The following is a 23,729-nucleotide window of genomic DNA, read 5'->3' on the forward strand; positions in this document are numbered from 1 at the left end:
ATGACGTCCAAAGCGTCCTCGTCCTCCTCCTCGCCTTTTCCGTTTCCAACCGGCCGGCTCCCTGTGGACCCTCGCCGTTCATGCGTGGTTTTCCACATTCAGGATAAACCCTGCTCGGCCGGAACTGAAGCGGCGGAACTCGTGGACTTGAAGCTCGCCGGGATGGGTTGGCATTAATTTCCATAAAGGGTTCATAGGCCTTTCACACGCCCTGCCGGCCCCCAGCATCCCCAGGGTCTTGGGCGCATGGAACCGGGGTCTCCGCAGCTCATAAGAGCATGGGAGCGAAACTGGTACCGTCGAGGCGCGAGCCGTCCACTCCCAGGAGGTCGGCCAGGCTCCTTCCCACGTCGGCCGGCCAGGCTCCTTCCCACGTCGGCAAAGGTCCCCCTGGTCCCCAGGTCCACCCCGCGGGATATGGAAGACCACCAGAGGAGGAGGATTCCGTGCTCGCGGGTGTGATCCGTTCCCCGGAAAGTGGGATCGCACCCGTGATCGGAGACCAAGAGAAGGAGGTCGTCGGGGCGCATGGCCTCCTTAAGGCGCGGGAGGAACCCGTCCACCTCGCGCAGGGCGGAGGCGAAACCCCGCGGGTCCCGGCGGTGACCGTAGAGCATGTCGAAGTCCACCAGGTTGGCCATTATGACGCCGTCACCGCCGGCCCTCACCTCATCCAGCAGCCGGCTCATGGTCTCCGCGTTCCCCGAGGTGTGGGGGCTGCGCAGGAATCCCCGTCCGGAGAAGAGGTCTCCCACCTTTCCCACACCGACCACCGGAAGCCCGGCCTCCCGGCAGAGGTCCAGGACCGTGGGGCGGGGAGGGGGAAGGGAAAGGTCCAAGCGTTCCTCCCCCACGCGGCGGAAGGAACCCGGCCGGCCCACGAAGGGCCTGGCGATCACCCTGCTCACCGCGTGCTCGCCCTGCAGGAGTTCCCTGGCCACCCGGCACATGCGGTAGAGCTCCTCCAGGGGGATGACCTCCTTGTGGGCTGCCAGCTGAAAGACGCTGTCCGCGGAGGTGTAGAGGATGGGCTTTCCGGTGCGCATGTGCTCCTCACCCAGCTCCTCTATGATGCGCGTCCCGGAGGCGGGGCGGTTCCCCAGGACCTCCCTGCCAATGCGCCTCTCGAACTCCTCCACGACCTCCGGCGGGAAGCCCTCCGGATAGAGGGGGAAGGGCTTTTCCAGGATTATGCCGGCCAGCTCCCAGTGACCTGTGGTGGAGTCCTTGCCCGGCGAGGCCTCCCTCATCCTCCCGAAAGCGCCCTTCGCATCGGGGCGTGCCCTCAGGCCCCTCATCTCCGCCAGGTTCCCGAGCCCCAGGTCCTCGAAGTTGGGCAGGGAAAGCCCGCCCACCGCCTCCGCCGTGTGGGCCAGGGTGTGGGCTCCCCGGTCCCCGTACACGTCTGCGTCGGGGAGCTCCCCCGCTCCCACGCCGTCCAGGACTATCCAGATGACGCGCCCTATTCCGCGCATCTTGGAGGCTCCCTCAAGCCTACCCGCCATTACCCTGCTCCCCATCCCCTTCCACGCACCGGGAGGACCTTCCAGACCGCTGCGGACGTCATGCCTGCCGGTAAGGCGGGGCGGTTCTCACGCCTCGAGCAGGCCCATGTCCTCCAGCGCCTTCCTTATGGTCCCTACGAACCCCCTTTCCTCTCCCACCCACGGAAAGGCACCGCTGTTGCGGAGACCGGCGGTCATGGCATCCACCGCCCGGCGCAACTCCTCGGGCTCGGTAAAATAGGGGTAGAGGATGTCCACTATCTCCAGGAGGTCGGTCCCTCCCAGTCCCGCGGTGGTGAAGGCTTCCTCAAGAACGCCGAAGGCCTCCTGCGCCGCGGCCGCGAGGCTTCCGTCCTCGATCAGCATCTCCACCTGGTCCCAGAGGATCCCGAAGCGCATCCTTACCTCGGGATGCCGCGCGTTGAGGAGGTGGAGCTCGAAGAGATCCCGCGCGAATCTGGAGGAAGCACCGGCATAGTGGTCCGCCAGCTCCGCCTCTGCCTCTAAGTCCTCCTCATCCAGGGATTGAAGTTCCTCGCGAACCCTCCGCAGCTCCTCCAGGTCGCCTTCCAGCCGCCGTATGAGGCCCTCCGGGAGCCCTTTCCAGCTCGGAGCTCCCCAGGAGGCCAGCAGGCGGCGGACCAGGTTCAGCGACTCCAGGGCCTCTACGGCCTCCAGGTCATCGAGCGGCACGCTCGATTCCGAAAGGTCCTCTCGAGGATGGAGGGCCGCGCTTATCCCTTCACCGCCGATGAGGAAGGGGGTGAAGGGCATGACCAGTTCGCCCTGCGCTAGGCCCAGGTCTTGGAGGGACTCCATGGCCCGGTGGAGGCAATCCAGGCTCTCCCGCAGGGCCCTTCCCACCTCCCCCTTTTTCAAGAGGAGTTCCACGCACTTCCAGCTGCGCCTGCAGCTCGACCTGTCTTCCTCCCGCCGCATGGCCTCCCAGACTGACTCCTTAACGCCTGGGGAAGCCGGTGGTTCGTCCAAGAGGCGGTCAAGCCACCCCTCCCCGAAGATTATCTGGTCCATCTATACTCCGCCCCCTCAGCTTCTTCTTGAGCGACAAAGATATTATATTGTTCTTCGACTCCGGGCGCCCCTCTTTCCTTCCCTGCCTTCTTCGACTCCGGGCGCCCCTCTTTCCTTCCCTGCCTTCGTTCACGCAGTCATATGGAAAAGCCGATATTCCCGTAACCGTTCTCCTTCCAACGATCCGGCCCCCACCACGCACGGTGTTGAGGAGGGTATGGAAAATCGCCAAAAGTTAAGGGGCCGCCCGGGCGAGCGGCCCCCAGGAAACGCGTCTTCAAATTCAGGCCGTGGCCCCTCCTTCCGCCCGCAGGTAGGGCTGCTGGTAATGTTCCATCCAGACCTCGTCCGCCAGGCGCCCGTACTCCTCCCCGTAGCGGTCGAGGTCAGGCGCCAGATCGGTGAGGATCCCCTCCGCCTCGGGGTGGGTTGGCCGGGCTCCGCTCAGGGCCACGCACTCCCGCAGCACGTGCGGGTGGTCGATGATCATGCAGGGGCGAAGCAGGTTGGGGTGGTAGGGGCGGCGGCTGCGTATGGCCCTGAAGAATTCGGAGTTGAGGGCCTCGGCCAAGGGTTTCTCCTTTATGTTGTCCACAGCGAAATGGGCGAACACGCAGGGTTCCACGTCGCCGTTCTGGTTGATGTGTAGGTAATTGTGTCCACCCGCCATGCAACCCCCTACCAGAGGACCGTCGCACCAGAAATCGGAGATGAGGGCTCTCCTCTCCTTCCGCATGCGGTTTATCCTTTCCCAGCGCTGGATACGCTGCTCAGGGGTGGTCATGAGGTCCAGGGAGGGACGGGTCCCTATGGGCATGTACTGGAAATACCACCCCAGGAAGCAGCCCTTCTCCTCCAGGTAGAAGTCCACGAACTCCTCGCTGGTGAGGAGGTCGGAGTTGAATCGGGTGACGGTGGCCGAGAACCCGAAAAGGGCTCCCACCTCCCGCAGGTTGTCCATGGCCCTCAACACCTTGTCGTAGACACCCTCCCCCCGGCGCTGGTCCGTCTCCTCGCGGTATCCCTCCACGGAGATGCAGGGGATTACGTTCCCCAGTTCGGCTATCTCCCGCGCCAGGTCCCGGTCGATGAGGGTCCCGTTGGTGTACACCTGGAAGGTCACGTCGTGGTGCCGGCGGAAGATCTCTAAGAGCGGCTGGTAGAAGAATGGCTCCCCTCCGGAGATGACGATGAAGTATATCCCCATCTCCTTGGCCTCCCGGATGACCCGGTCCAGCACCTCCGCAGGAAGGTCGTCCTTCTTGGAATACATACCCGCGTAGCAGCCCACGCAGCGGAGGTTGCAGCGCATGGTGGGACTGATGACCAGGAGCAGGGGAGGGCTGAACCCCTCACGGCGCTCGAACTCCTCCCTCACCCTGGCCTTGTAGAAAAGGGCATCGGTGAGGAAGTTTATGGCTCCCCGGCGCACGTTACGGTGCAGGTCGGGCAGCCTCCTTTTCACCTGGAGTATCAGGTTCCTGACGAACTCCTGTCCGTCCGGCCACCTTATCTCCCGGACGAACTTCTCCGCGAAGGAGAGCAGTTTGTCGTCCGGCACGTTGGGAAGAACGAAGATCAAGCCGTTTATGGTCTTTTTGATCATGTAGTCTCGAAAGGCGGTCACGTCAGGCATGATTCACCTCCTTTCTCTCCCCACGCCCTTTATCGTGGTATCCTGCGCCTCACCTCCTCTCCTTCCCGAGCATGAAACCGCCCTGCCCTTTGCTTCACATGAAATAAACACCGTATCGGGGCGCCCGTTTCACTTGCCTACCTATTATATCCCAAATCACTTGAGAACAAGCCTTTTTCGAGGGGGCATATATCAAGGGCCTTCCCGGAGCCCTCCCGCGTGAGGGTGGGACTTTAGGTACACCTCCTTGAGCTTCTTCCGGCTCACATGGGTGTATATCTGCGTGGTGCTCACGCTGGCATGCCCCAGGAGCTCCTGTATGTAGCGCAGGTCAACCCCGTTCTCCAGCAGGTGTGTGGCGTAACTGTGGCGCAGGGTATGGGGGGTCATCCTCCCCCCCAAGCCCACCCTGTCCGCGTATTTCCTCACCACCCCCCAAGCCCCCTGGCGGGTTATCCTTCCCCCCCTCGAGTTCAGGAACAGGGCCCGCTGGGAAGGGCGGCGTGAAAGCCTCGGTCTACCGTGGGCCAGGTAAGAGGCCAGCGCCTCAGCGGCTCTACCGCCCACCGGCACCACCCTCTCCCTCGCCCCCTTCCCCAGGACCCTCATCTCCCCCTCCTCCAGGTCCAGGTCCTCGAGGTCCAGGGAGACCAGCTCGGAGATGCGTATTCCCGTGCCGTACAAGGTCTCCAGGATCGCCCGGTCCCTCAGGCCCACGGCATCCCCGGGCATGGGCTGCTCCAAGAGGGCTTTCACCTCCTCCTGGCTGAGGACGGCGGGCAGCCTTCTCGCGTGGCGCGGATAAGGCAGGTCTCCGAGAGGGAGCGGTTCGCCCCCTCCCTCTTCGACCAGAAAACGTTGAAAGGCGCGCAGAGACGCCGTGAGGCGGGCAAGCGAGCGCGGAGAGAGGCCGCTTTCCCCCATTTCCTCGAGAAAAGCGGTGATCTGCTCTCTTTCCATCTCGCTCGGAGAGGACACGCCTTGCCTCCGGGCATACTCCACGAGGCGCCCTACGTCCCTCCGGTAGGCCTCGACGGTACGCTCCGAGAGCCCCCTCTCCGCCCGCATATAGACCAGGAACTCCCGCAACAACGCCGCCCAGGCGCCGTCAACCTCCATAGGTTTCTTTCCTCCCGCTCCGCAGCATCTTTCGACCGTATCCTCGCGGCCGTCCCCTTGTCTCCAACGGCGGTCACCGACCCAACTTTCAGGGGCTTCGAAGGAAGCCCTGGTATCCGGCCTCGGGGAGTTCCAGCGGGAGAATGTATTCCAGAGGTTCGTAGTCCAGGCTGTGCGCCTCGGCCACTGGCCGGCTGGTGACCCTTCCCTCGATGGTGTTCACGCCTCGGGCCAAGCTCTTGTCGCGGCGCACGGCCTCCGCCAGCCCCAGGCTCGCTATCATCTGCACATAGGGGAGGGTGACGTTGGTCAGGGCGAAGGTGGAGGTATGGGGCACCGCTCCCGGCATGTTGCCCACGCAGTAGTGGAGGACTCCGTGCACCTCGTAAACGGGGTTGGAATGGGTAGTGGGGCGTGAGGTCATGACGCACCCTCCCTGGTCTATGGAAACGTCCACCACCACCGAACCGGGCCGCATGTCCCTCACCGTCTCCTCCCCCACCAGTATAGGGCAGCGAGCTCCCGGCACCAGTACGGCGCCTATCACCAGGTCCGCCCCCCTGACCGCCTCGCGCACGTTCATCTTGTTGGAGATGAGAGTGGTGATGCGGCCGTGCAGGATGTGCTCCAGATAGCGCAGCTTGATCACACTCTTGTCCAGGACCATCACGTGGGCATCCATGCCGGTGGCCAGAATGGCCGAGTGGGAACCCACGATCCCCGCGCCCAGGATGACCACCGTGGCCGGAGGCACTCCTGTGGCACCCCCAAGAAGCAGCCCCCTTCCCCCGTTCATCTTCTCCAGGTAGTGGGCGCCGACCTGGGGAGCCATGCGCCCGGCCACCTCGCTCATGGGTGCCAGCAGGGGGAGGGACCCGTCATCCCGCTGCACCGTCTCGTAGGCCACCCCGACGACCTTTCTCCTCAGGAGTTCCTCGGTCAGCTCACGGTTGGCGGCAAGGTGCAGAAAGGCGAAGAGTACCTGGTTCTCCCTCAGGTAGGGGTATTCACTCTCCTGGGGCTCCTTGACCTTGAGGATCAACTCCGATTCCCCATACACCTCCGCCGCGCCCGCCACCACGGCGGCGCCGGCTTCACGGTATTCGTGGTCGGAGATGCTGGAGCCCTCCCCTGCTCCCCTCTCCACCAGCACTTTGTGGCCCTCGTGTGCCAGCTCGTGGGCGCCCTGGGGAGTGAGGGCCACCCGGTACTCCTGGTCCACGATCTCTCGGGGCACGCCGATGATCACCTTTATCCCTCCATTCCCCCATGCCGGACCCGGACTCCCGGGCGCGTCCTCTACGCCCGCCGGATGACTTCCCACCCGTGCCGGGTCGCGAGATGGTTATATGGGTCTCATCCGCCGCGGGTCCCTCCCTGGAAGACCGGGTTCATGTAATGAAGGAAAGAGGCCCTCCCCCGGCGGAGGGGTTCGCTCTTTTACTCATGCATATCTTCCCTCCAGGTGAAGAGCCGCCAGGGCCAGCCCCGCCACCGTCTTGGAATCCTTGATCTCCCCCCTCTTCACCAACTCCAAGGCATGCCCCAACGGCACGCTCGCAACCTCGAGGAACTCGTCCTCTTCCGGGGAAGCCTCACCCTCCTCCAGGTCGAGGGCCAAGTACAGATGGAGCATCTCATTGGAAAAGCCCGGCGAGGTGTAGAAGGAAGCCAGATGAACCCATCTGCCGGCCCGGTATCCCACCTCCTCCATGAGTTCCCTTTCCGCGCAGCTTAATGGCTCCTCCTCCGGTGTCAGTTTTCCCGCCGGGATCTCCAGAAGCGCCTCCCCGGTGGCATGCCGGTACTGGCGCACCAGGACGACTTTCCCCTCCCCGTCCACGGGGACCATGCCCACCGCTCCCCAGTGGAGGACAACCTCTCTTTCCGCCTCCCGGCCGTCGGGGAGGCGGACCCGGTCCAGGTAAAGGCGCACCACCTTTCCCTCGAAGACGGTGCGCCTTTCCAGCAACCTGTGTCCGTGACCCTCCATCACTTTCCCCTCAGCCTCCCTGCCGCACCGGCTATCTCCCTGCACAGGCGTTCCAGGCGGCGCAGGTCCTCTATCTCTATATACTCATGGGTGGTGTGAGCCTCGCGGGAACCCATGGTCAACACCAAGGATTTTATTCCCGAGGCGTTCAGGAAGTTGGCGTCGCTCCCACCTCCCGACGAACGAACCTCCATCCTCATCCCCATGGCCTTCCCGGCCTCCTCCGCCAGGCGAACCAGGGAGTCGCGGGGATCGATGCGGAAACCCTCGTAGGCTCTCTCCGTCCTCACCTCCACCCCTACCCCCACAGCGGCTTCCGCCTCCATGGCGGCGCGCACCATCCTCCTTCTCTGTTCTTCCAGTTTTTCCCTGTCCAGGGACCGGACCTCACCCTCCACCACGGCCCGGTCGGGCACGATGTTCACTGCCCTGCCCCCGCGGATTATCCCCACGTTGGCGGTGGTCTCGGAATCGATGCGCCCGAGGCGCATGAGGCTCACCGCCCAGCAGGCCCCGTAGATGGCGTTGATCCCCTTCTCCGGCTCCACGCCGGCATGTGCCGCACGCCCGGTGAAGACGAACTCCAGGTTGTCCTGGGTGGGTGAAGCGTTGATGATCCCCCCCACCCCTCCCGAGCCGTCCAGCACGAAGGCGTGTCGGGAACGTATGCGTTCCCACTCCAGGTTGCGCACCCCTTGCAACTGCCTCTCCTCGGCGATGGTGAAGAGAAACTCCAGGGGTCCGTGGGGGAACCCGTCCTCTCCGGCCTTACGGATGAGCTCCAGCATGACCGCCACGCCCGCCTTGCAGTCGGCGCCCAGCACCGTCTTCCCGGCGGAGATGACCCTGCTCCCCTGCACCAGAGGCTCTACGCCCTTGCCGGGGGCCACCGTGTCCAGGTGGGAACAGAAGAGCAGAGGAGGAGCCTCCACCCCGTGGGCGGGGACTTGGACGTAGACGTTCCCCGCCTCCCCGCCCACCGCTTTTCCCGCGTTGTCCACGTAGGCATCCAGGCCGCTTTCCCGGGTCCACCGGACCACGAAATCCACAATCCGGCCCTCATGGAGGGACTCACTGTCAATCTTTACCAATTGGAGAAAGGTGTCCAGCAGCCGGTCTTCCATCCCCTGTGCCGCTCCTCGTCTCCGAATCGCGGATTCACGCCGAATCTCTGCACTCTACAGCGTGCGGGCGGCGCTACGCCAGGTCCCCTAATATCCCTTTAGCCTCTGGAGGCCCCGCATTCGGCCTCCACCATCCCCCTCCTGCAACCCCGCTCTCCACCCGGCGAGCGACCCCAGCTCGTACCGTCTCAACCCACCACTCTGAGATCCGGGGCCTCGGCCTGCCCCATGCGCCGGCGCAATGCGGCGCCCACGAACTCCCTGAAGAGGGGGTGCGGCCGGTTGGGGCGGGATTTGAACTCCGGATGGAACTGGCAGGCCAGGAACCAGGGATGATCCCTTCTTTCGATGATCTCCACAAGCCTCCCGTCGGGAGAGAGGCCGGAGAACACTATCCCCGCTTCCTGCAACGCGGTACGGTAATGGTTGTTCACCTCGTAGCGGTGCCGGTGCCGCTCGTAGATGACCTCCTCCCCGTAGCAGGAGTAGGCCAGGGAGTCCTCCAACAGTTTGCAGGGGTAGAGGCCAAGCCGCATGGTCCCCCCCATCTCGTCCACGTCCCTCTGGCTGGGCAAGAGGTCGATGACCGGGTCCGGAGTGGCGGGATCGAACTCGGAGCTGTTGGCCTTCTCCAGGCCGCAAAGGTTACGCGCCGCCTCGATGACCGCGCACTGCAGGCCCAGGCAGATGCCAAGGAAGGGGATGTTGTTCTCCCTGGCGTATCGGATGGCCTCCACCTTCCCGTCTACCCCACGCACCCCGAACCCTCCGGGGACCAGGATGCCGTCCAGCCCGGAGAGCACGCTCTCCGCGTTCTCCCTGGTGACGTCGTCGGAGGCCACCCATACGATGTTCACCTTGGCGGAGTGTGCGAAACCGCCGTGCTTCAGGCTCTCGATGATGGAGAGGTAAGCGTCCGGGAGATCCACATACTTTCCCACGATCCCGATGCTCACCTCGTGATCGGCGGCCTTGATGCGGCGCACCATCTCCTCCCACTCCGAGAGGTCCTCCTCGTGGCCCTCCAACCCCAAGTGGCGGGCCACGTAATCGCCCAGGCCCTCCGCGTGGAGGATGAGGGGTACCTCATAGATGCAGTCCGCGGTGGGTGCGGATATGACGGCCTCTATATCGATGTCGCAGAGGAGGGAGATCTTGTCCTTGAGGTCCATGCCGATGGGCTCTTTGGAACGGCAGACGATGACGTCGGGCTGGATGCCTATGGAGCGCAGCTCCTTCACGCTGTGCTGGGTGGGCTTGGTCTTCATCTCCCGCGTGGTCTCCAGGTAGGGCACCAGGCTGACGTGTACGTACATCACGTTTTCCGGCCCCACATCCTTCTTGAACTGCCGGATGGCCTCCAGGAAGGGCAGGCTCTCGATGTCGCCCACCGTCCCCCCGATCTCCGTGATGACCACGTCCACCTCAGTGGAGCGGGTGAGGCGCAGGATACGCTCCTTGATCTCGTTGGTTATGTGCGGGATGACCTGCACCGTCCCTCCCAGGAACTCGCCCTTGCGCTCCCGGGTGATGATGGACCAGTACACGCTCCCGGTGGTGACGTTGTTCTCCCTTCCCAGATGCTCGTCCACGAAGCGCTCGTAGTGGCCCAGGTCCAGATCGGTCTCCGTACCGTCGTCGGTCACGAAGACCTCGCCGTGCTGAAAGGGGTTCATGGTACCGGGGTCCACGTTGATGTACGGGTCCATCTTCTGCATGGTCACCCTGAGGCCGCGCGCCTTGAGCAGGCGGCCCAGAGAGGCCGCGGTTATCCCCTTCCCCAGGGAAGAGGAAACGCCCCCGGTCACGAAGATGTATTTAACCGGCATCCTTCAACCTCCCCCGTATATCGGCTGCCGTTCGCTCTTCACCCCCGTTTTGCGCCACGCCTTCCGCGGCCCGGCCGGGGCGGCGCGGCCCCCGGAAATTTATTCTTTAAAAAGAGACGGAATCCCTACGAACCTCCGGGATTCCGTCCTCGTTCCGTCCTCAAGCGCTCGCTTACGGTTATGACCGCTCACCCCTCTTTCCGGTCATCATCCCGCTTTCCAAGTATAGAGTATACCGGATGTCCCTTCAACCGCACCCTTTCGCATCGAGAAAAAACTCCCTCCCGGTCTCGTTGGTTGTCCCATAAGAAAATCGGAGAGGCTACCCTCCTATCATGGAGATTCACACCAAACTCACCCTTTCTTTAACCAACCAGCAGGAAGGACTCCACCGCTGAGGGTCACCGGTGGAGGCGCCGCAGGTACCCCCTGCGCGGAGAGAAGGCATAGGAGAGTAGAAACGCGGAGAACAACACCAGGACGATGGACGCGCCGGAGGCCACATCGAGGAGGTAGGAGAGGTAGAGCCCAAGGACCACCGAGGCCACGCCCACCACCTCCGCGGCGACCAGTGCACCACGGTAGTTGCGGAAGAGCTGCATTCCCGTCGCGGCGGGTATGACCAGAAGCGCGGACACCAGGATAATACCCACCAGCTTTATGGACACCACCACCACCAGGGCCAGGACGACCAGGAAGGCGTAATCCACACCCCTCACCGGGAGGCCGCTGGCTATGGCCGTCTCGCGGTCGAAGGCCATGAACAGCAACTCCTTGAAGAAGAGGCAAATGAAGGCCATGGAAAGGATGGCCGTGGCCCCGATGGTCAGCACGTCCGTCCAGCCCAGTGCCAGTATGCTGCCGAAGAGGTAGCTCATCAAGTCTAGGTTGTAGGCACGGGCCGCCCTGACCAGCACCACGCCAAGGGCCATGGCCGCAGAGAAGAGGATCCCGATCATGGTGTCCTCATGCATCCTCCCCCTTTCCCCCAGCCACCCGATTCCCAAGGCCACCAGCACACAGAAACCTCCCGCGGCGAGAAGGGGGTCCAAGCCGGTCACCAGCCCCACGGCCACGCCTCCGAAGGCGGCGTGGGAAATCCCCATCCCCACGAAGGCCATCCTTCTGACCACCACCAAGAATGAGAGCAGGGAACACACTGCGGCGATGATCACGCCTCCCGCCAAGGCTCTCTGGGCGAACCCGTAGGTCAACATCCCTCCTCCTTTCCCGCCTCCCGGACCTGCCCGCCGTGATCGCCTCGCGCCAGGTCGCGGGAGGCGAAGCCCATCTGAACCTCCCTCAGCGCTTCACCGCCTGAGCTGCGGGACAACGGCTCCCCATCCCACGAGTTCACGTTCCCGCCTTGATGCGAGCAGCCGCAACACACCTTATGCGGACGGGCTCGGGGAACCGGCTCCGGCCAGGAAATCGAACTCGCAACGGTATGCTTCCCTGAGCCTGTCGCTCCCCAACACCTCCCGAGGGGGCCCATGCAGATGCATGCTGCGGTTTATGCACACTATCTCATCCGCGAAACGGGCCAGGACGTTGACGTCATGGGAGACGAAGACCACCGTGAGCCTCCTCTCCTCCTTCAAGCTCACCAGGAGGTCCATGAACCTTGCCTGGGACTCCAGGTCCAACCCCGCGGTGGGCTCGTCCAGGAGGAGGATGCTCGTCTCGAGGCATAGGGCGCGCGCCAGGAAGGCCCTCTTCTGCTGCCCGCCGGACAGCTCCCCGATGGGTTTCCTCTCCAGCCCTTCCAGTCCCACATCGGCAATGCTGCGGAGTACCGCTTCCCGGTCCGCTCGGGTGGGGAATCGCAGGGGCCCGATGCAGCAGGCCCGCCCCATCATCACCACGTCGTAGACGGAGACCGGGAAGCGGGGATCGAAGAGCACCTGCTGGGGCATGTACCCTATGTGATGCAGCTCGTGCCTCAGCTCCCGAGGGCTGAGGCCCAGGACGCGGATACTCCCCCTTTCCGGGGTCACCAGGCCCAGAATGGCCCGCAGGAGGGTCGTCTTCCCCGCCCCGTTGGGCCCGATTATCCCCAGGAAACTCCCCTCTCGGACATTGAAGGTTATGTCCTCCAGGACCGTATGGCCGTCCCTTCGTACCCAGAGGTCCTGGACCTGTATGACTTCGCGCGGCCCCTCGCTCCCCGAGGTCAGGAACTCGCGCACCCGGCACTTCTTCACCTCAAGGCCTCCTCCATGATCTCCAGATTGTAGAGGATGAGGGAGCAATAATCCCCTTTCCTGGGGTCCCCCAGATCCCCCAAGGGGTCAAGCGTCCACACCCTCACCTCACCCCCGGTCTCCTCGGCCACCGCCTCCGCCACACGGGGGTTGAACTGCTCCTCGGCGAAGACGGCCCGTACACCCCAGCTCCTGGCCAACTTCACCAGGGCGGCGACATCCCCCGCCGAAGGTTCCTTTCCCGGCAGCTCCTCGATCACTCCCACCTGCCGCAGACCGTAACGGCGGGCGAAATAAGACCAGCTGGAATGGAAGGAGATGAACTCTCGGTGGCTAAAGGCCGCCGTGCGCCTGAGAACCTCCTCATGAAGAGAGGTGATCCTGGCACTGAGCTCTGACGCCCTCTCCCGGTAATAGCCAGCGTTCTCCGGGTCCACCCTCTCCAGGCCCTCCTCCATGGCATCCACGATGCGCAAGGCCAGGAGGGGATCCAGCCACAGGTGCGGGTCGTAGGTTTCGGACCCCCGAGGCCCTCCTGCCTCCCCTTCTCCCTGCCCCTCCGACCATTCCGAGACGGCGGGTAGAAGCTCCTCGTTTGGCACGGACTCTGCCGCCCTCACCACCACCAAGTCCGGTCTTCCCACCCGGGAGGGAAGGCTCTCCTCCCAGGGTATGAGCCCGAGGCCGTTTAAGACCAGCATGTCCGCCCTGGAGAGAAAGCTCACCTGCCCGGGCGACAACTCATAGGTGTGAGGACTTGATCCGGGAGGGACCAGAACCTCCACCTCAACGCGATCGCCTCCCACCTCCCGGCAGATCATGGCCAGGGGCACGATATCCGCGGCCACGCGCGGCTTCCCATCCCCTCGCCTCCCTCCGCCGCAACCCGCGACAAGGGTTGCCATGAGCAGGGCGACCGACATCACTAGGAGCGGTATGTGGCGTCTGCGCGTCATCGGTCGACTTTTCCGAAGGCCTTACCTCGCGACCTCCCCTCCAGCCCTCACCGGAGAGACCGTCGATTTTTCCTCTTCACATCACGTTCGGACTCCCATAAAGGGCTCGGCGAAAACCACTCCCTTCCGGGAAGTTCGATGGTCATCGTTTACCTCCTCATCCCCCTCCCCATATCGTCCCCCTTTACCGGCGATCCTCTTCGCCCCCACGGCGAACATCCCGCCCTCATTCCCCCCCGCCTCCTCCCGGCGGCGAGGCCTTTCCCCCCAGCATGGCCAGGGCATGGTCCCGGGCCGTTCGCTCCTCCCCACCCAGCATACGCACCAGCTCCCCCACTCTACCCGATGCGTCCAGCCTCCGGATATCGGTCGTTATTCCTCTCCCGCTCACCCGTTTCTCAACCGCCAGATGGACGTCGGAAGCCGCTGCCACTTGGGGGAGGTGCGTGATCGAGAAGACCTGATGAAACCTGGAGATACCGGATAGCTTCCGAGCCAGCACGTCGGCTGTGGCCCCTCCTATTCCCGAATCCACCTCATCGAAGACCAGGGTAGGGACGGCGTCCGCCCTCGCCAGCACCAGCTTCAGGGCCAGAGCTATGCGGGAGAGCTCCCCGCCGGAAGCGATGCGGGCCAGGGGACGATAGGGGAGGTCCTTGCCCGGTGAGACCTGGAACTCCACGCGGTCGGCCCCTTTCTCGCCGTAGTCCTCCAGGTCCTCCATGCGCACGCGGAAGCGCATCCCGCCCATGTTCAGTTCCTTCAGTTCCCGGTTGACCTCCCGAGTGAGGCGTTCCGCCAGCCGCTTCCTCGAGGCCCTCAGGGCTTCCGCCTTCCCGCTTACCTCCACGAGAAGGGATTCCGCCTCCTCGCGGTATTCTTCCCTCCTTTCGTCGAGGGCCTCCAGATCCTCCAGCCTCATCCTGGCCCTTTCCAGATAGGAGAGGATGTCGCCGGTATGGGCACCGTACTTCTTGGCCAGGCTGGAGAGGTCCCGGAGGCGCGCTTCCACCTCCTCCAGACGTCCCGGCTGGAAGTCCAGAGCCTCCAGGTAAGCGTGCATCTCCCGGGTGAGCTCGGACAGGGCGCCCTCCATCTCCTCCATGCGGAGGGCCCACTCCGAGACCTCCTCGTCCAGGGCACACGCCCTCTCCAGCAAACGCCTGGCTTCCCCCAGCCGGTCCAGGGCTCCTTCCCCCTCCTCTCCTCCGGAGACGGCTTCGTAGGCCTGGCGTACGGCGAGGAAGAGCTCTTCCCGATTCTGCATCCTCCTGCGTTCCCTCAAGAGCTCCTCCAGCTCTCCCTCCCGGGGATCCACGGCCTCGATCTCGCGTACCTGGTAACGTAGGAGGTCCATCTCCCGCAGCCTCTCCGCCTCCTCAAGGCATGCCGACTCGTAACGCTCCCTCGCCTCCCTCCAGCGCCGGTAGAGCCGGCGATAATCGCCGAGGAGATCGGCATGTTCCGGGCCCCCGAAGCCGTCGAGATATTCAAGATGGGTGGAGGGACGGAGCAGGCGCTGGTGCTCGTGCTGCCCGTGGATGTCCACCAGGTGTTCCCCCAAGCGAGCCAGGGTGCCCACCGGGCACATACGTCCGTTGACGTAGCAACGGCTCCTCCCGTCGGCGGTTATCACCCTCCGCAGGATGAGCTCCTCCTCCGGCTCCAAACCCTCGCCCGCCAGGAGATCGCGCCATTCCTGCCCCTCCGGGGGGTCGAAGGCCGCCTCCAGCTCCAACCTATCCGCGCCCGGACTCACGAACCCGGCGTCCCCCCTTCCCCCCAGGAGGAGGGCAAGGGCCTCCACCAGTACCGTCTTCCCCGCCCCCGTTTCCCCAGTGAGCACGTTGAAGCCGGGGCCGAATTCCAGGCGCGCTTCCCTGATCAGGGCCAGGTTACGGACCTGCAACTCCCTCAGCATCCCGCACCTCCGGAGTGGTCCAATGCCTCACTTGCCTTCGGGGAACTCGAACTTCTCCCGCAGGAGGGTATAGAAGGAATACCCCACCGCCTTGACCATCTTCAATCGCCGGGGCGCCTTGCGGATGAGGACCTTGCCTCCATGAGGCAGCTCCACCTCCTCCCTGCCGTCCACGGAGATGGAGGGCATGACCTTCTCCCGCCGGGCCAGGACCTCTATCTCGCTCTGGGGGGAGATTATCACCGAGCGGTCAACCAGCGAATGGCTGCATATCGGGGTCAGGATGATGCATTCCAGGGTGGGTTCGACTATGGGCCCGCCCGCGGAGAGGGAATAGGCGGTGGAGCCGGTGGGGGTGGAGAAGATCACCCCGTCCCCCGCGTAGTAATGGAAATATTCGCCGTTTATCTCCACCTCCAGGCGTATCATCCTCTGCAGCTCCCGCTTCCCTACCACCACCTCATTGATGGCGTAAAGGGGACGGCCTCCGCATCCCTCCCTTATCCAGCACTCCAGGAGCATTCTCTCCTGCAAGAGGTAGCGCCCCTTCAGCACTTCCTCCAGCCCCGCATACATCCCCTCCATCTCCAGGGCGGTGAGGAATCCCTTCTTGCCCAGGTTCACTCCCACCACCGGGGCGTCCGCCCGGTAGGCGAAGGAGGAGGCGCGGAGCATGGCTCCATCACCGCCCAGGGATATGACCAGGTCCAGTCCGCGGAGGAACTCCTCCTCTTCCACCCCCCTGCCCGGGCACCCTGCGGCCTCGGCATCTCCGGGGAGCATCCTCGCCTCCAGGCCCTTCTCCTCAAGCCAGCGCCCCAGTTCCTTCGCTGCCCGGAGTGTCTCCTCCTTGAAGATGTGGGGCATGATGCCCACGTTCCTCAAGATGCACCCTCCTCTCCGTCCGTAACCTCCTCGGCTACAGCCTTCCTTGCATCTTCCGCGTTCACCCCCCGCCTCCCGCGGGCTTCGCCCTTCCCTTCCCTCCACGCCTCCTCGACCACAGCATTTACCAATTTATCCCACCTCCTCGGCTACAGCCTTCCTTGCATCTCCCGCGTTCACCCCCCGCCTCCCGCGGGCTTCGCCCTTCCCTTCCCTCCACGCCTCCTCGACCACAGCATTTACCAATTTATCCCAGTCAGTCGTAGGGATCCCCTCCCCTGACCCGGATGACCACCAGGCGAAGAACTCCCGGTTGCCGTCCGCCCCCGGTGGGCGGGAAGGCGCCAGACCTCGCAGGACGAGGCCCATTGCGCGGGCTTCCTCCAGCACCAACCGCAGGACCTCCCGGTGCACCGCGGGGTCGCGAACCACGCCTCCCTTCCCCACCTGCGCCCGCCCCGCCTCGAACTGCGGCTTGATGAGGGCCACAAGATCGCCCCCGGGAGAGAGTATATCCTTGAGGACCGACAGCACCTTGCGCAGGGAGATGAACGAGAGGTCCGCCACCACGAGGTCCGGCGTGTAAGGAAGGTCCTCGGGGCGGAGGAAGCGCACGTTCCGCCCCTCAAGTATCGTCACCCTGGGATCCCGCCTGAGGTCCCAGTGCAGGAGACCCTTCCCCACGTCCAGGGCCACCACCTTCGACGCTCCGTTGCGGAGGAGGCAGTGGGTGAAGCCGCCGGTGGAGGAACCCACGTCAAGGGCCTGCCTCCCTTCCACCCGCAGCCCGAACCTCAGTAGCGCTCCCTCCAGCTTCTCCCCGCCTCGGGAGACGTAAAGCGGTCGCTCGCGGACAACAACCCGGTCCCCGGGGCGGACCAGGGTCCCCGCTTTGAGGATCTTTCCTCTTCCCTCTATCTCCACGTCTCCGGCCATTATGGCCAGGCGTGCCCTTTCCCGGGAAGGAAAGTAACCTCTCTCCACCAGCCAGCGGTCGAGCCTTTCCATCCCCATTCACCGTATCCCCGGGAAATCCGGGAATATGCCAGGTAGGACAGAGCGCGGTCGCTGCAAGCCCAGCTCATCCCCTTCCGCCCAGGGCGCACATCACCTCGCCGGCCACCGAGGTGGCGTCCAGTCCCAGGGCGGAGAAGAGTTCTTCCACCTTTCCGTGTTCCACGAAGCGGTCCGGCAATCCCATGCGCACCAGCAGACAGTCGGTCTTCTCCTCCTTGAGCAGTGCGGCGACCGCCTCCCCAAACCCTCCGGTGAGCACGTTCTCTTCCAGGGTGACCAGCAGACGGCGCTTCCTGGCCCGCTCCCTGAGCATCTCCTCGTCCAGGGGCTTTACGAAACGGGCGTTCACCACCTCCGCCTCTACCCCTCCACGGGAGAGGATCTCCGCCGCCTCCAGGGCGATCCCCACCATGCGCCCCACGGCAATGATGCTCACCTCGCCCTCTCCCTCGCGGACCACCTGGGCGCGCCCGAGCTGCAGGGGTCTCGGCCTGGGGTCCACCCGCTCCGATCTACCGCTCCCCCGGGGGTAACGGATGGCCACCGGGCCTTCCATCTCCAGAGCAGCCCACATCATGTCCCGCAGTTCTTCCTGGTCACCGGGAGCCATGACCGTCATGTTGGGAAGGAGGCGCAGGTAGGAGAGGTCGAAAGCCCCGTGGTGGGTCGGCCCGTCCTCTCCCACCAGACCGGAGCGGTCGAGGGTGAAGATCACCGGGAGGTTCTGTAGGCAAACCTCCTGCACCAGCTGGTCGAAGGCCCTTTGGAGGAAGGTGGAGTATATGGAGACCACCGGACGGTACCCCCCCAGGGCCAACCCGGCCGCCAGGGTCACCGCGTGTTGCTCGGCGATGCCCACGTCGAAGAAGCGGCTGGGATAGAGGGCGGCGAAGTCGTCCAGGCCGGTGCCCAGTTTCATGGCCGCGGTTATGGCCACCAGGCGGGGTTCCGCCCGGGCCATATCGCACATCACTTTGCCGAAGACCTCCGTGAAGGTGGGCTTTCCCCCACCTCCTTTGATCCTCCCCGTTTCCGCCTCGAAAGGGCCGACGCCGTGGTAGAGGTCCGGCTCCCTCTCCGCGGGAGGGTATCCCCTACCCTTGCGAGTGACCACGTGGATGAGGACCGGCCCCTCCACCCCGCGGGCCAGGGCCAGGTCCTTCTCCATGGCACGTATGTCGTGACCGTCGACCACGCCAACATACTTTATCCCCAGCTCCTCGAAGATGAACTCGGGGATGAGGAAGTTCTTGACCCTTTCCTTCAGGGAATGGATAAGGCGGTCGGTGGGCGCTCCGACCACGGGCACGCTCTCGATAAGCTCCTTGATCCCGCCCTTTACCCGGACGTAGCGCGGGTTCAGGCGCAACTGGGTGAGATAGGTGGACATGGCACCGACGTTGCGGGAGATGGACATCCCGTTGTCGTTGAGCACGATTATCAGGTGCTTCTTCAGGGCTCCGGCCTGGTTTAGTGCCTCGTAAGCCAGACCTCCGGTGAGGGCTCCGTCCCCGATCACCGCCACCACTTCATAATCCTCGCCGTTGAGGTCCCTGGCCACGGCAAGGCCCAGGGCGTAGCTGATGGCCGTGCTGGCATGCCCGGCATCCACCACGTCGTGAGGGCTCTCGTCCCTCCGGGTGAACCCGCTGCAGCCGCCCCGGCACCTCAGATTCCGGAAGGACTCCCGTCTCCCGGTCACCAGCTTGTGGGCGTAGCTCTGGTGCCCAACATCCCAGATTATGCGGTCCCGGGGGCTGTCAAAGACCCGGTGCAGGGCCAGGGTCAGCTCCACCACCCCCAGGCTGGGCGCCAGGTGGCCCCCACACCGGGCGGTGGTCTCCACGATGACCGACCTTATCTCCTCCGCCAGGATCTCCAGTTCGCGGTAGTCGAGCGCCTTTAGGTCCGACGGCCCGGACAGGGAGTCCAGCAAGGGTGTGGATTTCACTTCTCCCCCTCCAGCTCCGAGCCCAGGCTCTCCGCTTCCTCTACGGCCTTCTCCAGTAGGTCCAAGGCCGCCTCTGCGTCTTCCTCGCGGTCCATGGCTTCCAGCTTCTCCCTTATCCTTCTCAGGCGGCTCGAGTAATCGGGTTCTTCCGCCAACGCCTCTGCACCTCCCGTTCCTCCGGGGATGGTATTCAGAATCCCCGATTCCAGTCATTCCATCGGTCTCCCCGCCCGTCCTTCACTATTCTATTCCCTCTGCGTGGCCTTATCACCTGTAGCCTATGCGGTCATGACTGCGAAAAACGGACTCATCCGCGTCCCGGCGCAGGTCACGCGCTGTATGACGTTGAAATATTGTATGATGTTCACGACTCGTCGGAGGATATGGCGTTTTCCGGCCCTCCGCCGGGAACGTCGTTCACCGAATCGAAGGTCATCAGTGGTGGAGGAAAAGGACGGGGTTCTCCAGCATACCGTTCACGCGTCTCGGGAATCGAGGTCCAGGCGCTGGGAGAAAGGCGTCGCCTGGCCAGCCCGCCACCTGGCGGCGGACATCGGGCCCCGTCCCCCGGGGAGCAAGGGCGAGAGGAGAGCAGCCCGATACGTACAGCGAGAGCTCGAGGAACTGGGCTACCGGGTGGAGGTTGAGGATTTCCGTACCCCAGTCACCACCGCCTGGGCCAAGACCTTCACCCGCCTGCTCATAGTGGTGGGCGTCTTACTATTCCCGGTGAACGGGCACCTCTCCTACGCCCTGGTGTCCACCGGGTTCCTCTGCTTCCTCCTCGAACGTTACGGGAGGAACCCCTTTTCGTGGCTTGGTCCCATCGGCCGCTCGGAGAACGTCGTGGCCAGGTCCTTACCCGAGAGGGAGCCCGAGGTCCGCCTCGTGCTCCTGGCCCACTTGGACAGCCCGCAGAGCGCCTTTTACTACCGCCCCGGTCTGGTTTCCCTCTATCGTCTTTTCCGGATCGCCGACGCCGCGGCCCAGGGAGCTCTGTTCATCCTCTTCACCCTGGCTTACGGTGGGCGCCTCCTGAGCATGGATTCCTCGAAGCTGGAATTCCTCTGGCGAACGGGCCTGGCCTTCTCGACCGTCCCCTTCCTATCCATGCTGGCACTTTTTTCCAAGGCAGTCTCCAGCCGAACCTCCCCGGGAGGCAACCACAACGGCTCGGGTGTGGCCCTTCTCCTGGAGATGGCCCGCAACTATTCACGGCACCGCCCTCATTCCGCAGAGCTTTGGTTCGTTTTCACCGGCGCATCGGAGGCCAATGGCAGGGGAGCCCGCGTGCTGATCCGCCGTCACCGTCGGGAGCTGCGCGACGCCTATTTCCTGGTCCTGGAGGGGGTAGGGCGCGGATTCCCTGCCTGCAACGCAAAAGAGGGACCCCTCCCCGGATTCCACGCCGACCGGCGCCTTCTCAGGCTGGCCCACCGCATAATCGAGTCCTATGCGCACTACAGCAGGGGAATGTCCGCCAACCGCCTTTACCCAGGTGAGGCCTTCCAGCTCCTTTCCCGCGGTCACCGGGCCATGACGGTCACCGGGAGGGAGGAATCTTCCATTCCCCGTCACTGGAGGTGGGAACGGGACGACCAGGCCAACGTGGATCCGCGAAACCTCCGCCTGGCCCTGGATTTCGTCCGTGCCCTGGTGGACGCCGCCGACCACGGGGGATTACGTCGCGGAAAGTCCAAAATGCGCTCTGGCGGTCCGGTTTCCAAAAAACAAGAAAGGTAAATTCCCCGGCGGCGGGCTTCCTCCTTTCCTCATCTCCTCCTCGCGCGGCTGGCCCTCCGGCGGTGCCCGACCCTTCTCCCGCCCCACCAGGCGGAGATCAGGAAGGCCGAGAAAAGAGCGCCGGTGGTGAGGAGACGCTCCCATACACTCCCCCCCGCAGTAAGGCCGTACCAGGCCTTCCAGCTGCCTTCCTCGGCTAGGGAGTAGATAAAACCCAGGCTCATAAAGACCGCAGCGTAGCAGGCGAATGATTCCAGGCCCCGGGAGAGCGTACGGCCGAGGCTATGTCGGCTCCAGAGCCAAGGGGGTATCGAGCAGAGGAGAAGGTGGGCCAGGATCACCAGGGTGGTCAGAAAAGTGTCCCTCACCCCCAGTATCTGCCGGGAGAGGTTTCTGTCCAGGTACCCGTACACCGGGTAGCGGAAGATGAAAAACATTAAAACATAGTAAAGGAGGACGCGTAAGCAATAAGGAACCTTTTTCAAGCGGGAAGCGGTTCCGGCCATGAACGTCTCTTTTCCGCGACTGAAGCCATCCCGCAGCGGACGGGACTCACTCTCCTATGACCTGAACGATGAGCACCCTGCGCCGGGGCCGGTTGTCGAAATCCACGAAGGCGATCTGCTGCCAGGTCCCGAGGATGAGCCGCCCTTCCCGGAAGGGCACGCTCAGGGAGGGGCCCACCAGTGAAGCCCGGACATGGCTGTGCCCGTTGCCGTCACCCCAGGTCCGGTCGTGATGGTAGGCCACGCCGCTCGGCGCCAGCCTCTCGAAGGCCTCTCCCAGGTCCCTCATCAACCCCGGCTCGTACTCCAGGGTGATGACCCCACCGGTGGAGCCGGGCACGAAGACGGTGACCAGCCCCTCGCGGAGCCGGGAATCGGTGAGGCTCTCCTGCACTCTCCCGGTGATGTCGATTATCTCCGACCCTCCCCGGGTGGAAAACTCCAGGCTGGTCGTATAGACGGGCATCTCCCACCCTCCGGCTCAGATGCGATAGACGTCTTCCTCGCGCATCACCGTGAACCCGCCCCCCTGCAGAGCCTGGATGGCCCTGTCTATCTGCTCCACGCGGAAGACCACGATGGCGCTCTCGCCGCTCTTCTCCACGAAGCAGTACAGGTACTCGATGTTCACGTTGGCGTCATAAAGGGGTGCCAGGACACCGGCCAGCCCCCCCGGACGGTCGGGGACCTCCACGGCTATGACCTCCGTTTCGCTGACCGTGAAGTTCTCCTCCGTCAGGACCCTCACCGCCTTATCCGGATCGTTGACGATAAGCCTCAGCACGCCGTAATCCGCGGTCTCGGCGATGGCCAGAGCCCGGATGTTGACCTCCGCCTCGGCCAGGCACTTGCAGACCTCGTAAAGCCTGCCCGACTTGTTCTCCAGGAAAACGGAAACCTGCCTAACCTTCAACCCGGGTACCTCCTACATCTTCCGCCGGTCGATTACCCTCACTGCCTTGCCCTCGCTGCGCTGGATGGAGCGGGGCTCCATGAGCCTCACCTTGACGCTCAACCCGAGGTAGCTCTGGACCTCGTCGGCGATGCGGCGCTCCAGCTCCTCCAGCCTCTTTATCTCGTCCGAGAAGACCTCCGGAGAGACCTCCACCTGGACCTCCAGCACATCCAGGTTTTCCACCCGGTCGACCACCAGCTGGTAATGCGGGCTGATGCCGGGTATCTGCATGAGCACTGCCTCCACCTGGGAGGGGAAGACGTTGACCCCCCGGATGATGAGCATGTCGTCGGTGCGCCCGGTGATCCTCTTCATGCGGATATGCGTGCGCCCGCAGGGGCAGGGCGATACGTCCAAAGCGGATATGTCCCGGGTGCGGTAGCGCAGCAGGGCCAGACCCTCCTTGTTGATATTGGTGAAGACCAGTTCTCCCCTCTGCCCCGGGGGCAGGCTCTCCCCGGTGTCCGGGTCGATTATCTCCGGTATGAAGGAATCCTCGAAGACGTGCAGGCCGTTCTTCTCCCCGCATTCGATGGATACACCCGGCCCCACCACCTCGGAGAGGCCGTAGATGTCGTGGGCGGATATCCCCAGCTCTTCCTCTATCTGTCTACGCATCTCGTCGGTCCAGGGCTCCGCCCCCAGGATGCCGGCCTTGAGCTTGATCATGTCACGCGTGACCCCCATCTCCCGCATGACCTCGGCTATGTTCAGGGCATAGGAGGGGGTGCAACAGAGGATTGTACTTCCAAAATCTACCATAAGTCGGATCTGGCGCTTGGTGTTGCCGCCGGACATGGGCAGGGCCGTGGCCCCCAGCATCTCCGCCCCGTAGTGCAGCCCGAGTCCCCCGGTGAACAGGCCGTAGCCGTAAGCCACGTGCACGATGTCGTCCGGGGTCCCCCCGGCGGCCACTATGGTCCGGGCCACGAGGTCGGCCCACACCCTTATGTCATTGGCCGTGTACCCCACCACGGTGGGCTTACCGGTGGTCCCGGAAGAGGCGTGGATGCGCACGATATCCCGCATGGGTACGGCGAAAAGGCCGAAGGGATAGTTTTCCCTGAGGTCGTCCTTGGTGGTGAAGGGCAGCTTCTTGAGGTCGGAAAGGTCCCGGATATCCCCGGGTCTATATCCGACTTCATCCAGTTTCTTCCTGTAGAAGGGCACCTTCTCGTAGAGGCGGTCAACCGTCTCCCTGAGGCGCTGCAGCTGGAGTTCCTCCAGCCTCTCCCTCTCCAGTACCTCCACCGGGTTGAAGTAATCCATATCCTCTCCCCTCTTTCTCCTGACGTGGACTACGGGTTATTTTACCAGATGGCCGAGGGGCCATGGCCCCGAAAAGGCGCTTCC

At 64.0% G+C, this 23,729-nt stretch carries 22 protein-coding genes; 1 reads left to right on the forward strand and 21 read right to left on the reverse strand.

Features of this window, described 5'->3' with window-relative positions; genetic code table 11:
• Nucleotides 1-191: 191 nt before the first annotated feature.
• The 17 genes from H7007_RS01690 to H7007_RS01770 form a co-directional block, all read right to left on the reverse strand.
• Nucleotides 192-1,505 (reverse strand): phosphopentomutase, encoded by a 1,314-nt coding sequence (locus tag H7007_RS01690; protein ID WP_287152759.1) that lies wholly within the window; start codon nt 1,503-1,505, stop codon nt 192-194.
• An 87-nt stretch (nt 1,506-1,592) separates the two neighbouring features.
• Entirely contained in the window at nt 1,593-2,537 is a 945-nt protein-coding gene (locus tag H7007_RS01695) for a hypothetical protein (RefSeq protein WP_287152760.1), read from the reverse strand.
• A 283-nt stretch (nt 2,538-2,820) separates the two neighbouring features.
• A complete protein-coding gene (locus H7007_RS01700; protein ID WP_287152761.1) occupies nt 2,821-4,173 on the reverse strand; it encodes a radical SAM protein in 1,353 nt (450 codons plus the stop codon).
• Between the two features lie 192 nt (nt 4,174-4,365).
• Nucleotides 4,366-5,292, reverse strand: coding sequence for a site-specific tyrosine recombinase XerD (gene xerD, locus H7007_RS01705; RefSeq protein WP_287152762.1), 927 nt, complete (start codon nt 5,290-5,292; stop codon nt 4,366-4,368).
• Between the two features lie 88 nt (nt 5,293-5,380).
• Entirely contained in the window at nt 5,381-6,541 is a 1,161-nt protein-coding gene (gene ald, locus H7007_RS01710) for an alanine dehydrogenase (protein ID WP_287152763.1), read from the reverse strand.
• A 195-nt stretch (nt 6,542-6,736) separates the two neighbouring features.
• Nucleotides 6,737-7,285, reverse strand: a complete 549-nt coding sequence (locus H7007_RS01715) for an NUDIX domain-containing protein (RefSeq protein WP_287152764.1) — start codon at nt 7,283-7,285, stop codon at nt 6,737-6,739.
• Nucleotides 7,285-8,409 (reverse strand): M20/M25/M40 family metallo-hydrolase, encoded by a 1,125-nt coding sequence (locus H7007_RS01720; protein WP_287152765.1) that lies wholly within the window; start codon nt 8,407-8,409, stop codon nt 7,285-7,287. Before H7007_RS01720 ends, H7007_RS01715 begins: the two co-directional genes overlap by 1 nt.
• Nucleotides 8,410-8,597: 188 nt before the next feature.
• Nucleotides 8,598-10,238, reverse strand: a complete 1,641-nt coding sequence (gene pyrG / locus H7007_RS01725; RefSeq protein WP_287152766.1) for a CTP synthase — start codon at nt 10,236-10,238, stop codon at nt 8,598-8,600.
• Between the two features lie 401 nt (nt 10,239-10,639).
• The gene (locus tag H7007_RS01730; RefSeq protein WP_287152767.1) at nt 10,640-11,455 is read right to left on the reverse strand and encodes a metal ABC transporter permease; all 816 of its coding nucleotides are present in this window, start codon (nt 11,453-11,455) and stop codon (nt 10,640-10,642) included.
• Nucleotides 11,449-11,595, reverse strand: a complete 147-nt coding sequence (locus H7007_RS01735; RefSeq protein WP_287152768.1) for a hypothetical protein — start codon at nt 11,593-11,595, stop codon at nt 11,449-11,451. Before H7007_RS01735 ends, H7007_RS01730 begins: the two co-directional genes overlap by 7 nt.
• 34 nt (nt 11,596-11,629) lie before the next feature.
• Complete coding sequence (locus tag H7007_RS01740; RefSeq protein WP_287152769.1) at nt 11,630-12,442, reverse strand: metal ABC transporter ATP-binding protein; 813 nt, start codon at nt 12,440-12,442, stop codon at nt 11,630-11,632.
• The gene (locus H7007_RS01745; protein WP_287152770.1) at nt 12,439-13,290 is read right to left on the reverse strand and encodes a metal ABC transporter substrate-binding protein; all 852 of its coding nucleotides are present in this window, start codon (nt 13,288-13,290) and stop codon (nt 12,439-12,441) included. Before H7007_RS01745 ends, H7007_RS01740 begins: the two co-directional genes overlap by 4 nt.
• A 334-nt stretch (nt 13,291-13,624) precedes the next feature.
• Nucleotides 13,625-15,319: a DNA repair protein RecN gene (recN, locus tag H7007_RS01750; protein WP_287152771.1), complete on the reverse strand. Its 1,695-nt coding sequence runs from the start codon at nt 15,317-15,319 to the stop codon at nt 13,625-13,627.
• Between the two features lie 27 nt (nt 15,320-15,346).
• On the reverse strand, nt 15,347-16,195 hold the full coding sequence (locus H7007_RS01755; protein WP_287152780.1) for an NAD(+)/NADH kinase: 849 nt from the start codon (nt 16,193-16,195) through the stop codon (nt 15,347-15,349).
• A 141-nt stretch (nt 16,196-16,336) separates the two neighbouring features.
• Nucleotides 16,337-17,212, reverse strand: coding sequence for a TlyA family RNA methyltransferase (locus H7007_RS01760; RefSeq protein ID WP_287152772.1), 876 nt, complete (start codon nt 17,210-17,212; stop codon nt 16,337-16,339).
• 73 nt (nt 17,213-17,285) lie between these two features.
• Nucleotides 17,286-19,172, reverse strand: coding sequence for a 1-deoxy-D-xylulose-5-phosphate synthase (gene dxs, locus H7007_RS01765; protein ID WP_287152773.1), 1,887 nt, complete (start codon nt 19,170-19,172; stop codon nt 17,286-17,288).
• On the reverse strand, nt 19,169-19,327 hold the full coding sequence (locus tag H7007_RS01770) for a hypothetical protein (protein ID WP_287152774.1): 159 nt from the start codon (nt 19,325-19,327) through the stop codon (nt 19,169-19,171). The genes dxs and H7007_RS01770 overlap by 4 nt, the downstream gene beginning before the upstream one ends.
• 286 nt (nt 19,328-19,613) lie before the next feature.
• Between H7007_RS01770 and H7007_RS13640 the strand changes: the two genes are divergently transcribed.
• Nucleotides 19,614-20,915, forward strand: coding sequence for a M28 family peptidase (locus H7007_RS13640; RefSeq protein WP_287152775.1), 1,302 nt, complete (start codon nt 19,614-19,616; stop codon nt 20,913-20,915).
• Between the two features lie 29 nt (nt 20,916-20,944).
• On the opposite strand, the gene H7007_RS01780 is transcribed toward H7007_RS13640, so the two are convergent.
• The 4 genes from H7007_RS01780 to H7007_RS01795 all read right to left on the reverse strand — a co-directional run bounded on the left by H7007_RS01780 (nt 20,945) and on the right by H7007_RS01795 (nt 23,645).
• A complete protein-coding gene (locus H7007_RS01780; RefSeq protein ID WP_287152776.1) occupies nt 20,945-21,352 on the reverse strand; it encodes a hypothetical protein in 408 nt (135 codons plus the stop codon).
• A gap of 115 nt (nt 21,353-21,467) precedes the next feature.
• Nucleotides 21,468-21,887: a secondary thiamine-phosphate synthase enzyme YjbQ gene (locus H7007_RS01785; protein ID WP_287152777.1), complete on the reverse strand. Its 420-nt coding sequence runs from the start codon at nt 21,885-21,887 to the stop codon at nt 21,468-21,470.
• A gap of 15 nt (nt 21,888-21,902) precedes the next feature.
• A complete protein-coding gene (locus H7007_RS01790; RefSeq protein ID WP_287152778.1) occupies nt 21,903-22,334 on the reverse strand; it encodes an ACT domain-containing protein in 432 nt (143 codons plus the stop codon).
• A 12-nt stretch (nt 22,335-22,346) separates the two neighbouring features.
• Entirely contained in the window at nt 22,347-23,645 is a 1,299-nt protein-coding gene (locus tag H7007_RS01795) for a phenylacetate--CoA ligase family protein (RefSeq protein ID WP_287152779.1), read from the reverse strand.
• Nucleotides 23,646-23,729 lie beyond the last annotated feature (84 nt).

The sequence above is a fragment of the Candidatus Solincola tengchongensis genome, assembly GCF_015711935.1.
Taxonomy (GTDB): Bacteria; Actinomycetota; Geothermincolia; order Geothermincolales; family RBG-13-55-18; genus Solincola_A; species Solincola_A tengchongensis.